Below are 11,587 nucleotides of genomic sequence, written 5' to 3'. Positions count from 1 at the left end.
GAATAAAACTGCTCATTTGAGAGACTCCAATTTCGCTGGATTGAAGTCTCGTGTGATTTTAAACTCTACTTCCGTCAGGCTAATATCTTTCAGCTCAACTCCGGCGGCTAAGAGCACATCCCTTATTTTATCAGACGTCGCAAAATCCTTGGCGAGGCGAGCTTCCTTTCGTTTAGCAATCAACGCCTCCACGGTTCCGCGATGCTCAACGTAAGTTTCTAACTCTTCAGGAACTTTCCAAGCAGGATCCAGCATTTCGTCTGTTAGCAATCCCAAAAATTGAGCGGATGCTAAAAGAAGCTCTTTATCCTCTTGGCGCGCTAACTGGTGCAAAACACTTATAGCACCAGATGTATTCAGGTCATCGGATATAGCCCTCAAAACCTCAGCATCTATCGCACGCGTTGGTTCCACTCCTTCAGTCAATGCCCGCCACTTCCGCAAGGTCGCCTCAGCCTCTTTCGCCTTTTTATTCGTCCAGTCCATCGGCTTGCGGTAATGCGTGCCCAGATAGACAAAGCGGATCACCTCGCCCGGATAGCCCTGATCAATCAGGTCCCGCACGCTAAAGAAATTGCCCAGGGATTTGGACATTTTCTTGCCCTCCACCTGCAACATCTCATTGTGCATCCAGACCTGCGCGAAGGAGTCTTCACCGTAGCAAGCACAGCTTTGAGCGATTTCATTTTCGTGATGGGGAAATGCAAGATCAAGACCTCCACCATGTATATCGAATTTTTTTCCGAACAACTTATGGCTCATTGCTGAACATTCAATATGCCAACCAGGCCGTCCTCTACCTGCTTCAATTCCTTGGCTTTTCGGTCCGTCCCAACCGGGTTCGCCTTCGCCTGATGGCTTCCACAACACGAAGTCCATCGGATCGCGCTTGTTATTCGCGACTTCGACTCTTGCGCCAGCAATCATTTCATCGAGAGTTCGACCTGACAAACGGCCGTACTGTTCATAGGTTCTTACTTCGAACAGTGCATGGCGTGGTAGTTTACTTTCATCGAGCACAACGTATTTCGCCGGTGGCTGGTTATGTAATCGTGGAGAGTCTTCAAAGTATGCAAAGCCTTTAGAAATGAGCAATTCAATCATGGCCACCATCTCGGGGATATATTCCGTCGCCCGTGGCGCATGGTCCGGCTCCAGATTGCCAAGTGCCCCCATGTCGTCCAGATACCAGCCGATGGTTTCGTCCGTTATCTCGCGGATGGTGCGCCCTGTTTCCGCTGCGCGGGCGTTGATCTTGTCATCCACATCCGTGAAATTTCGCGCATAGGTCACGTAATCCTTGCCGTATACCTGCTGCAACAGCCGATACAGCACATCAAACACAATAACCGGCCGCGCATTGCCGATATGGGCGCGGTCATAGACCGTGGGTCCGCAGACATACATCCGCACATCATCGGCTTTAAGAGGCGTGAACACCTCTTTCTTACGGGTCTTGGTGTTGTAAAGTTTGATTGTCGTCATAGGTCGTCCTTGCGCACGCAGAGCAGTCTTGCGGCGGACCTAGCATTTCAAATCACATTTAGGAATAGAGAAGCCGCCCGCCTGACACTGTCAGCGGATAATACAAATGCAGCAGATAATGCTCTGGTTTCTCATGGGTGCAGTCTTAACCACCCCCAACTCAAACGCAAGTCCCGTTTTCAAACCAGTAAATGCGGTTCACCTGCATGGACGCTTTGGCTGGCGGCTGCTAGGTTGGACCAGCTTAAAAAGGAAAGAAAATGCGCGCTCTGGATAAAGACAAAATCGTCACACTGGCCAACAACTATGCCAAAGCCTGGACAGCCCATGACGGCGCTGCCATTGCCGGGTTCTATGACGAAGATGGCAGGGCCAGCGTCAACGGGGAAAAGCCGCTAAAAGGTGCTGCCGCCATTGCGGACATGACCACCGCGTTGTTTGAAATGTTTGCGGATTTACACATGATGTGTGACGATATCCGCATCTCGGGGCATAACGCTGTGGTGACATGGACGTTTTATGGCCATCACGCGGAAACCGCCAAATTCGCCAAGATCAGCGGATGGGAAGAATGGACCCTGACGGACGATCTGAAAATCGCTTCGTCCCGGCGCTTTTACGATCCCGAAGACCTCGCAGAGCAATGCGGAGAGGCCGCCGCACAGATGAACTGAACCGGAGAGACATCCCATGACGACAGACAAAGGCGCCATCTTTCGCGCCCTGCACCAGCCCGGAAACCCGTTCATTCTGGCCAACGTATGGGATGCTGGCAGTGCGAAAATGCTCACGGCACTGGGTGCGCAGGCGCTGGCGACCACATCTGCGGGCCATGCCTTTACGCTCGGGCGGGCGGACATGGGGCGGGTGTCACGGGACGAAGCACTCTCCCATGCGGCGGATATAGTCGCAGCCACCGGATTGCCGGTCTCTGGTGATCTGGAAAACGGTTATGGCAGCGCCCCTGAAACGGTGGCCGAAACTGTGCGACTCGCCGCCGAGGCCGGTCTGGCGGGCTGTTCGATCGAGGACACCGCCCTGCCCGATGCCGCACCCTATGATTTCAAACTGGCGGTGGAGCGCATTAAAGCCGCCGCAGCCGCCGCCCGTGCCCTGAACCGTGACTTCGTCCTTGTCGCGCGTGCGGACGGCATCCTGAACGGGCAGTATGACATCGAAGAGGCGCTGCGCCGGTTGCATGCCTTCCAAGACGCCGGTGCCGATTGCCTCTACGCGCCGATCCCCAAGAAGACGGCCGATCTCGCCCGGATCTGTCGCGAGATTTCCGCCCCTGTCAATGCGCTGGCAGCGGGTCCGACATATACGGCGCTGACCCGTGCGGATTATGCAAAAATGGGCGTTGCGCGGATCTCGCTCGGCTCCGCACTTGCCCGCGTGACCCATCAGGCGATACTGGATGCCGCAAGGCCGTTTCTGGACGAAGGGGATTTCAGTGGTCTTGCCGACGCTGCGAATGGCGGGGCGATAGACCGGATGCTGGGCGGTTGACGCCTAGGCCGCAATGCGGGTGTAAGCGGAACCAAAATGGAACGGATTGTCGCGACTGTTGATCCGCACATTGGCGCGGTGCAGGTGATAGCCTTCCGCCTCCAAAATTTGACGCACCATATGACCGATCATTTGACGCAATTTAACCCGCTGGAGGTCCGCGCCGAATTCCCGCTCGAGCAGCGGGGCAATCGCCTCAACCGCGGGTCGGCGCAGGTAACAGGCGGTTTCCATGATGGTGAGGACATGGGGCTGGATCAACCACGCCCAATAGCGGGCACCGTTATAGGCTTCGTAAGTACGGATGAATTTATCGGGGCGATATTCAAGCATGGGTGGCCTTTCATTAGGGTTCGGATGCACAGGACCGTCTAAAGCGCGATGCCAGCAACTGGGCGCCTATGCCCAATCCATTAAAGCGCTGAAATACTACCATCCGGTTAACGTTGAAGCTTCATTTATGAAGCTTCATATATCACGCTTCATATAACACGCGTCTTGTATGACGCTTCATATTTGCAGGGTGATACCAGCCCCCGCCCCCTTTCCCCATTCGCCAAAACACTTGCCAGCGCGAAAGCCACCCGCTACACACTAATTAACACGTTAGCGAGATGCCTTGATGAAATATTCCGACTATACCAAATGGACCAACCGCGCCAGCCGCTGGATCGAAGACCATTTCGCCAGCTTGCGCGAAAAACCCGTCCGCGCACGAACTTCACCGGGAGAGATTGCCGCCCGCCTCCCTGCACGCCCGCCGGAACAGGCCATTGATATGGAAACCATCATCGCGGATTTTGAACGGATCGTGCCGGATGGAATAACCCATTGGCAACACCCGCGTTTTTTCGCCTATTTCCCGTCGAACGCCGCACCTGCCTCCATGATTGCAGAGCAATTAACCAATGCCATCGCCTCCCAGTGTATGCTCTGGCAGACATCTCCGGCGGCGACCGAAATCGAAGAAGTCATGATCGACTGGCTGCGTCAGGCTTTGAGTCTGCCACAGCCGTTCAAAGGCGTCATTCAGGACAGCGCCAGCAGCGCGACGCTTTCGGCCATTCTCACCATGCGGGAACGGGCCACCGGGTTTACCGGCAACGATCAGGGCCTCTCCACGCAGGGCCGCCTGCGGATTTATTGCTCCGCACAAGTTCACAGTTCGATCGACAAAGCCTGCTGGATCGCGGGTATCGGTCAGGAAAATCTGGTGAAAATCGCGACCAATGATGCCTATCAGATGGACCCCGACGCCCTGCAAGCCGCGATTTCGGCGGATCGGGCGGCCGGTTACACTCCCGCCGGTCTGGTCCTTTGCACAGGTGGCACCTCCATCGGCGCCTGCGATGACCTGCCACCGCTGATCAAAATCGCCAAGGCCGAGGATCTCTACACCCATCTGGATGCCGCATGGGCCGGATCCGCCATGATCTGCCCCGAATTCCGCAGCCTCTGGACTGGCGCCGAAGACTGCGACAGCATCGTTTTCAACCCCCACAAATGGCTGGGCGCAAATTTCGACTGCTCGATTCAGTTTCTGCGGGACGCAGACATCCAGCGCCGCACTATGGGATTGCGTCCCTCTTATCTGGAAACACCCCAAGCGCAGGAAATCACGAATTTCAACGAATGGACCGTACCACTCGGCCGTCGCTTCCGTGCGTTGAAGCTTTGGTTCTTAATCCGCGCTTACGGGCTGGAAGGCTTGCGCAGCCGCATTCGCAACCATGTGGCCTGGACGAAAGAACTGGAAGCCAAACTGCGCGCGCATCCAGACTTCACAATCACCACAGACAGCCGCCTTGCCCTGTTCACCTTCCAGCACACCCCAGACGGCAAAGACGCAGATGCTGCCTCTGCCGCGCTGTTGCAGCGCATCAACGATGACGGCCGCATCTATCTGACCCAAACCCTGCACGAAGGTCGCTATGTCATCCGTTTCACCGCCGGACAGTTCGATTGTACCCGCGACGACGTGATGACAGCCTATGACGTGATCACCGAACTGGCAGCTTCAACCTAAAGACACGGAACGGGGTTCACCCCGAAATCTGTCCAACTCCCCGAAAACGACGTTTTTGACGCGAACAGACAAGCCTGCCCGCATTTTGCGGCGCAGGCTTGAACCAGTTCGGGAGCGTTGCCGCCATGATTGACCTTGATTGGATGACAGCATTGATTTCACGCACCATCGGTGCGGATCGCGGTCGCGCGGCGCGGGGATCGCCGCGCAAGGACCGCCGCTTGAACCCGATCCGAAGTTTTCAAGGCAAACATCCATGTCAGATACACAATCCCGTCGTTCCGGAGGCCGCGCAGCACGTCAGGCCCTGCGTGCGGCCCCTCTCACTGATGCCATCCGTCCGGTCCGCGCCGGTATGGAAGGTGGCAGATACAAACCCCTTTCCGAAGCCTCCGAAAAGCGCATTTATCAGGCCGCGTTAGACGCGATGGAGCAAATCGGCTTTGCTGATGCACCGCCCTCAGGCGTGGAAATCCTGACCAACGCTGGCGCCATATTGGGCGATGACGGGCGCATCCGCTTCCCCCCTGCGCTGGTGGAGGACATGCTCGCCAAAGCCAACCGCTCTGTCACATTGCACGGGCGCGATCCGAAACACGATATGAACCTCTCGGGCAATCGCGTTCACTATGGCACCGCCGGCGCTGCGGTGCATTTGGTGGATGTGGAACACAACGACTACCGCGAATGTACCGTGCAGGATCTTTATGATGCGGCGCGGATTGTGGACCGGCTCGACAATGTCCACTTCCTGCAACGCCCAATGGTCTGTCGCGACATTCCCGACAATTTCGAAATGGACCTGAACACGATTTATGCCTGCTGTTCGGGCACTACAAAGCACATCGGGACCTCTTTCACCGAACCCTCTTTCATGAAAGGCGCGTTCGAACTGATCTATGAAATTGCCGGCGGCGAGGACGCCTTTCGTGCCCGTCCCTTCATCTCAAACTCAAACTGTTTCGTCGTTCCACCGATGAAATTTGCAACAGAATCCTGTCAGGTGATGGAACATTGTGTGCGCGGCGGGATGCCGGTGCTATTGCTCTCGGCGGGACAGGCAGGGGCCACCGCCCCCGCGCCGATCGCAGGCGCGATTGTGCAGGCGGTGGCGGAATGTCTGGCCGGTATGGTCTATGTCAACGCAATGGCACCGGGGCATCCCACGGTGTTTGGCACATGGCCGTTCGTGTCAGACCTGCGCACCGGCGCCATGTCAGGCGGCTCTGGAGAGCAGGCCCTGCTGACAGCGGCCTGCGCACAGATGCACCATTTCCTCGGGCTTCCCGGCGGCGCGGCGGCCGGAATTGCGGATGCAAAGATGCCCGATATGCAGGCCGGATACGAACAGGCCCATTCCAACGTGATGGCAGGGCTGGCCGGTTTGAATATGGTCTATGAATCTGTCGGAATGCACGCCTCCCTGCTTGGGTTCTGCCTTGAAAGCCTGATCATCGGGGACGACCTGCTGGGCCAGTCCCTGCGCTGCGTCCGCGGGATAGAGGTCAACGAGGATACCGTCTCTCTTGATGTGATCCGTTCGGTCTGTCTGGAAGGTCCGGGGCATTATCTGGGGTCGGCACAGACCCTGTCGCTGATGCAGACGGAATATATCTATCCGGCGCTCGGGGATCGCAGCTCGCCAAAGGAATGGGCCGAACTGGGCAAACCGGATCTGATTCAAAAAGCCATCAAACGCAAAAACGAGATGTTGGCGGAACCGTCAAAGGCACGCTTTGATCCGGCCACAGATGCGGCCATCCGCAAAGCCTTCCGGATTCATCTGCCCGCGTAACCGCTTGCCCCCTGACTGCCGATGGAATTCATAGCTTTTCATTGCGGGGTCAGGGGGTATAGTGAACCTGTTAGACAGTTTCAGACAGGCACACCCCTTCATGAGCAAATTCTTTATCAAGACGGAAGAGTCCCTCCCCATCATGCTCCTGCGCTCCCGCGAGGCGGTGATGCGCCGGATACGGCCCTTTCTGACCAAACACGATCTGTCCGAACAACAATGGCGGGTTTTGCGCATCCTTGACGAGACCGGACCACTGGAGCCGACCGAGCTCGGGGATCGTTGCATGGTCCTGACCCCCAGTCTGACCCGCATACTTGCCCTGCTGGAAAAACGCGGCATGATCCGGCGCGAACAACATCCCACTGACCGGCGCAAGCAAATCATCCATCTGGCCCAGCCGGGACATGATTTAATCGCTGAAATCGCGCCGGAAGCCCATAAAGTCTATGAAGAACTGGAAGAGCATTTCGGCAAGCCCCAGATGATCAACCTGTTAAACAAACTGAAAAAACTCTCCGAGTTCTAAGCGGACTCCACGCGCTGCCTTGCGACCGCTTCACAAAACCGCGCAACGATGGCGCTGGACTCTCCCAAGGCGGATTGCGCATCGAACACGGCGTCCCAGTCAATCGCAAGCATGGTTTCACGCGCTATAACCTCCCGCAACGGCTCACCGGACTGGACGGCTTTGGCACAGGCGGATTTGGTCAGTGTGCGGGCATCGGCCAGCGGCATATGCGCGGCCAGCGCGAAGCTTGCGGCTTCGGCCATCATCAAACCTTTTGTGTCCTCAAAAACAGCAGCCAGCTTGTCCGGTTCCACGCTTAAGAACTTTGACAACTCAAGACCGTGACGCAGCGCAGCACCTGTAGCCACAATCAGAGAAGGCAGCGAAAGCCATTCCTGCGACCAGGCCGCACCGTCCCGTTCCTGCGCATGAAGTGCTGCACCCGCGACCTGTGCCGCCAGCCCCTGCCCCTGACGTGCCAGTGACAGCATCGCCTCGGCCCCTGTCGGATTGTCCTTATGGGGCATCGTGCTGGAGCCACCGCCCGTGCCTGCCCGCAGACCCTCCCCGATCTGCGCAGACAGCAGCAAATCCTGTGCGATCTTGCCTAGCGATCCACAGATCAACCCGCACAGGTTCGCCAGTTCGCAAATCCCGTCCCGCGCCGAATGCCACGGCAGTTCCGCCCGCCCGAGCCCAAGCTCTTCCGCCAGCGCATCCGCCGTTTCCAGCCCCCGCCCCTCAAAGGCGGAGAGATTGCCCGCAGCACCGGCGAGCGAAACCACCAGCAGACGGGGGCGCAGTTCCGCCAGCCGCTGGCGATGGCGCAAAAACGGTGCTCCCCAGCCCGCAATCCGCGCCCCGAGCGCTGTCGGCGTGGCGATCTGGTGGCGCGTCCGCGCACCCATCGGGGTGGACTTGTAGGTGTCGGCCTGTTCTGCCAGCGTATCGAGCAGACCCGCAAGCCGGGTATCCAGAATGTCGAGAACGCGGCGCAGGCGCAGTACCAGAGCCGTATCTATAATATCTTGCGAGGTCGCCCCCTTATGCAAATAGGCGCTGTGCTCGGGCGCCTGCATTTCGGTTGCAAAGGCCGCGACCAGTGCTGGAACCACCACACCGTCCCGCGCCACACCGGCGGCCAGATGCCCCGGATCAATCAGCACCTCACGGGCCATGCGATTGATGATCTCTCCGCTTTCTTGCGGGATCGTGCCAAGCTTGCCCTGCGCAGAGGCCAGCGCCCCTTCGACCAGCAACATTGCGCGAACTTCGGCGCTGTCTGAAAACAACACCGAGAGTTCGCTATCCCCGAACAAACCTCTGAATATCTGCCCTTCGGCCAAGGAAATCGCCATAATCGCACCCGTGTTCTGATTTGGCGCGACCATACATTTTGCAACTCCGAAGGTCATCCCGATTTTTGTCACAAGTCTGCGCTGGGGGTGGGCCACCATCGGCGTTCCAGCGACAGGCGGGTGGGCGTTGAACCAGCGGGAACTGACCCGTGTTTCTGCCGCGTCGCACTGGGACAACCGCCCGAGCGGGAGATTCGCAACCTGTTGTTATCTCTGGCTTAACCCCGTTAACATACTGCATATATGAAGCTTCATATAAGAAGCTTCTTAAATGAAGCTTCTAAAGTAACGAAACGTTAGGAAAGCCTTGCAGCCTCCCGCCACCGGTCCTAGGTTGCGCCTATGGATTATTCAAAACACATCGACGCAGAGACCTGGGACTTCATCAATAAAACGGAGGAATATTATCCGCCCGACACGGTGAACAACACCATAGAACAACAGCGCGACATCTATGACACGATGTGCCGCGCGTTTTTCACCGGCTACCCCGACGGCGTCAGTGCAACGGATCACATGATCGGCCATATTCCCACCCGCCAGTACACCAGCGGCGGCTCTGAATCGACCGTGATGTACTTTCACGGCGGCGGCTTTGTGGTCGGGGGGCTCGACTCCCATGATGACGTCTGCGCCGAAATCTGCGAGCGGACCGGCATGGACGTGGTATCGGTGGATTACCGGATGGCGCCCGAGCATAAACACCCCGCCATGTTCGAAGACTGTCTCGCAGCGACACAGCATATTCTGGCGACCCGCGACGGTCCTGTAATCCTTGCCGGTGACAGTGCCGGCGGCAATCTCGGGGCAACCGTCAGCCACCGTCTGCGCAACGATCCCCGCTTGATCGGACAGGTGCTGATCTATCCCGGACTGGGCGGGGATATAGATGCGGGGTCCTTCCTCACCCACGCCAATGCGCCGATGCTGACGCGGGATGAGATCCTGTTCTACGAGGGGGTGCGCTATGACGGGCCGAAACCCACAAACGATCCCACTGCCGTTCCCCTGCAAGACACGGATTTTTCCAACCTGCCCCCGACCGTGCTGATCTCGGCAGAATGTGACCCGATTACCGATGGATGCCGCGATTACCGCGATGCTCTGACCGCGGCCGACGGCAAGGTTGTCTGGTTCAACGAAACGGGTCTGGTGCACGGTTATCTGCGCGGTCGCCATACCGTAAAGCGGGCCCGCGACAGTTTTGACCGTGTAATCGCGGCGCTGAACGCGCTGCAACAGCGGGACTGGCCCTATTAAGCGAAACGGGACGCCCCCCTGCCATGATGATTGATTACGACCGGAAACTGGTGTTTCTGTCCAACCGCAAAGTTGCTTCCACCTCAATGGAGCGCGCCCTTGGACAGGTTAAGGGCATGGCGCGGCTGAACGGCAATCCGGTGCTGAAACACATTGATTACACCCGTTACAAGCGGATGGAGCAGCCGCTGCGCACCAAGGGATTCACCACAATCACCGTGGTGCGAGAGCCGTTTGACAAAGCCGTCAGCTGGTACAAATTCCGCGCACGCCCGGAGCTACAGGGCGATCCCCGTTATGTGGGGGATCTGGATTTTAAGACCTTCCTGAACAACTTTATCACCGGCAAAAGCGGATGGGCGATGGAGTTTCTCGACAATCTGTTTTGCGTGGACAGCCGCAGCAACGAGACGGTTGATATTATCCACAAATACGAAAACCTCGGCGCCTTTGAGACCCTGCTGCAAAGCATTTATGGCGCGGATTTCTCACTGCCCCATCTTAACGTTTCCGCGCCTGTGGCCGATACGGACTTCTCCGTCCATCGCCCCCGCTACGAGGCCGCCTTCCCCGAGGCGTTTGAATGGTATCGCGCCCTTCCCAATCCCGAAACAGCGTTAACGGGTCGCTGATCATCCTGCATTTATGAAGCTTCGTTTAAGAAGCTTCATTTACGAAGCTTCATATAACACGCGTCTTGTATGACGCTTCATATTTGCAGGGTCATCCCTTTTTCAAAGCGTTTCCATGCACTTGGAAAAACCACGTCCCGTCTGACAATTTACATGAGATCGGTGTTACGATAAAAACGGCTTTGCCTTCATCGTCTCGGGCACCTCGGCCCCCAGTCTGGTCAGGATCGTGGGTGCCAGTTGCACCTGCTCCAGCACCGTATCCGCAGATGGCCCCTGAGCCTCGCCAAAATAATAAAGCGCGAATTCCTGTTGCAGCGGCGAGCGGCCACCGTGATGGCCGCGCTCGTCTTGCCCGTGATCCGCCGTCACCATCACCTCATACCCTGCGGCGCGCCATTTCGGGATAAACGGCGCCAGCATCTCGTCCATAATAAAACAGGCCCCGTCCATTTCCTCGCTCTCGTGAAAATAGCGGTGACCCATGCTGTCCAGCGTACAGGTGTGCAACATCCCGTAATCCAGTCCGAAGCGCAGACACAGATTGGTCAGCGTGCCGAACAGGTCCAGATCGCAAGGCGTCATCTGGTTGGCGCGGCCATAGCCCGTCATCGTGTGAAACCGGCCATGGTTGATTGTGGCGCTGTCCGGTTCGTCGTATTCCACGTCCCGCACATTATCAAACGGCGCACGATTAAAGAACTCCGACCAGAAGGAGTGGGCCACCGCGCCTGTCACCCCGCCGGACTGACGCACTTGCGAAAACACGTCCGGATGGTTCAGCCGGAACACATTGCCATTGCCGGTACAGCCGTGTTCCGCAGGCACAACCCCTGTATGAATAGAGGCATAGCAGCTTGCGGAAATTGACGGCAGAACCGAGCGCATCTTCCATTTTTGCGCATTGCCCGCATCTACATGCCCTTCGAGATTACCGAACAGCCGGCCCCAGTTGCGCCACGGCACGCCGTCCAGAATAATCAGCAGCAGTTTGGTGTTCATGTTCTCAGT

At 57.3% G+C, this 11,587-nt stretch carries 11 protein-coding genes; 7 read left to right on the top strand and 4 right to left on the bottom strand.

Annotated features, from left to right (window positions below; genetic code table 11):
• Positions 1–12: 12 nt before the first annotated feature.
• A complete protein-coding gene (cysS, locus tag BFV97_RS06780) occupies positions 13–1,485 on the bottom strand; it encodes a cysteine--tRNA ligase (RefSeq protein ID WP_069299599.1) in 1,473 nt (490 codons plus the stop codon).
• 260 nt (positions 1,486–1,745) lie between these two features.
• Here cysS and BFV97_RS06775 point away from each other — a divergent pair, with 260 nt between their 5' ends.
• Together BFV97_RS06775 and BFV97_RS06770 are read left to right on the top strand one after the other, a co-directional pair.
• Positions 1,746–2,159: a nuclear transport factor 2 family protein gene (locus BFV97_RS06775; RefSeq protein ID WP_069299598.1), complete on the top strand. Its 414-nt coding sequence runs from the start codon at positions 1,746–1,748 to the stop codon at positions 2,157–2,159.
• Positions 2,160–2,175: 16 nt separating this feature from the next.
• Complete coding sequence (locus BFV97_RS06770) at positions 2,176–2,994, top strand: isocitrate lyase/PEP mutase family protein (RefSeq protein WP_069299597.1); 819 nt, start codon at positions 2,176–2,178, stop codon at positions 2,992–2,994.
• Positions 2,995–2,997: 3 nt separating this feature from the next.
• Here the strand turns inward: BFV97_RS06770 and BFV97_RS06765 are convergent, their stop codons facing one another.
• Positions 2,998–3,327 (bottom strand): hypothetical protein, encoded by a 330-nt coding sequence (locus tag BFV97_RS06765; RefSeq protein WP_069299596.1) that lies wholly within the window; start codon positions 3,325–3,327, stop codon positions 2,998–3,000.
• 289 nt (positions 3,328–3,616) lie between these two features.
• Between BFV97_RS06765 and BFV97_RS06760 the strand changes: the two genes are divergently transcribed.
• The 3 genes from BFV97_RS06760 (at position 3,617) to hpaR (ending at position 7,344) form a co-directional block, all read left to right on the top strand.
• Positions 3,617–5,020, top strand: a complete 1,404-nt coding sequence (locus BFV97_RS06760; RefSeq protein WP_069299595.1) for a pyridoxal phosphate-dependent decarboxylase family protein — start codon at positions 3,617–3,619, stop codon at positions 5,018–5,020.
• Between the two features lie 256 nt (positions 5,021–5,276).
• Positions 5,277–6,815 (top strand): trimethylamine methyltransferase family protein, encoded by a 1,539-nt coding sequence (locus BFV97_RS06755; RefSeq protein WP_069299594.1) that lies wholly within the window; start codon positions 5,277–5,279, stop codon positions 6,813–6,815.
• A 100-nt stretch (positions 6,816–6,915) separates the two neighbouring features.
• Positions 6,916–7,344 carry a homoprotocatechuate degradation operon regulator HpaR gene (gene hpaR, locus BFV97_RS06750; protein ID WP_069299593.1) on the top strand — a complete coding sequence of 143 codons (429 nt, stop codon included), beginning with the start codon at positions 6,916–6,918 and terminating at the stop codon, positions 7,342–7,344.
• On the opposite strand, the gene BFV97_RS06745 is transcribed toward hpaR, so the two are convergent.
• Positions 7,341–8,861 carry a class-II fumarase/aspartase family protein gene (locus BFV97_RS06745; protein ID WP_157888279.1) on the bottom strand — a complete coding sequence of 507 codons (1,521 nt, stop codon included), beginning with the start codon at positions 8,859–8,861 and terminating at the stop codon, positions 7,341–7,343. The genes hpaR and BFV97_RS06745 overlap by 4 nt on opposite strands.
• A gap of 165 nt (positions 8,862–9,026) precedes the next feature.
• Here BFV97_RS06745 and BFV97_RS06740 point away from each other — a divergent pair, with 165 nt between their 5' ends.
• Both BFV97_RS06740 and BFV97_RS06735 read left to right on the top strand, forming a co-directional pair.
• Positions 9,027–9,944 carry an alpha/beta hydrolase gene (locus BFV97_RS06740; protein WP_069299592.1) on the top strand — a complete coding sequence of 306 codons (918 nt, stop codon included), beginning with the start codon at positions 9,027–9,029 and terminating at the stop codon, positions 9,942–9,944.
• Between the two features lie 23 nt (positions 9,945–9,967).
• Positions 9,968–10,576: a sulfotransferase family 2 domain-containing protein gene (locus BFV97_RS06735; RefSeq protein WP_069299591.1), complete on the top strand. Its 609-nt coding sequence runs from the start codon at positions 9,968–9,970 to the stop codon at positions 10,574–10,576.
• A 165-nt stretch (positions 10,577–10,741) separates the two neighbouring features.
• Here BFV97_RS06735 and BFV97_RS06730 read toward each other — a convergent pair whose 3' ends face one another.
• On the bottom strand, positions 10,742–11,578 hold the full coding sequence (locus tag BFV97_RS06730) for an alkaline phosphatase family protein (protein WP_069299590.1): 837 nt from the start codon (positions 11,576–11,578) through the stop codon (positions 10,742–10,744).
• Positions 11,579–11,587 lie beyond the last annotated feature (9 nt).

This window comes from Neptunicoccus sediminis (assembly GCF_001719615.1).
Taxonomy (GTDB): Bacteria; Pseudomonadota; Alphaproteobacteria; order Rhodobacterales; family Rhodobacteraceae; genus Amylibacter; species Amylibacter sediminis.
The sequence above is the reverse complement of the archived record's forward strand: the minus strand, read 5'-3'. Positions and strand labels throughout refer to the sequence as shown.

Coding starts and splice junctions, on each gene's coding strand:
- BFV97_RS06760 (WP_069299595.1), top strand. CDS start 3,617: ATGAAATATTCCGACTATACCAAATGGACCAACCGCGCCAGCCGCTGG.
- BFV97_RS06770 (WP_069299597.1), top strand. CDS start 2,176: ATGACGACAGACAAAGGCGCCATCTTTCGCGCCCTGCACCAGCCCGGA.
- hpaR (WP_069299593.1), top strand. CDS start 6,916: ATGAGCAAATTCTTTATCAAGACGGAAGAGTCCCTCCCCATCATGCTC.
- BFV97_RS06765 (WP_069299596.1), bottom strand. CDS start 3,327: ATGCTTGAATATCGCCCCGATAAATTCATCCGTACTTACGAAGCCTAT.
- BFV97_RS06775 (WP_069299598.1), top strand. CDS start 1,746: ATGCGCGCTCTGGATAAAGACAAAATCGTCACACTGGCCAACAACTAT.
- BFV97_RS06735 (WP_069299591.1), top strand. CDS start 9,968: ATGATGATTGATTACGACCGGAAACTGGTGTTTCTGTCCAACCGCAAA.
- BFV97_RS06730 (WP_069299590.1), bottom strand. CDS start 11,578: ATGAACACCAAACTGCTGCTGATTATTCTGGACGGCGTGCCGTGGCGC.
- BFV97_RS06740 (WP_069299592.1), top strand. CDS start 9,027: ATGGATTATTCAAAACACATCGACGCAGAGACCTGGGACTTCATCAAT.
- cysS (WP_069299599.1), bottom strand. CDS start 1,485: ATGACGACAATCAAACTTTACAACACCAAGACCCGTAAGAAAGAGGTG.
- BFV97_RS06755 (WP_069299594.1), top strand. CDS start 5,277: ATGTCAGATACACAATCCCGTCGTTCCGGAGGCCGCGCAGCACGTCAG.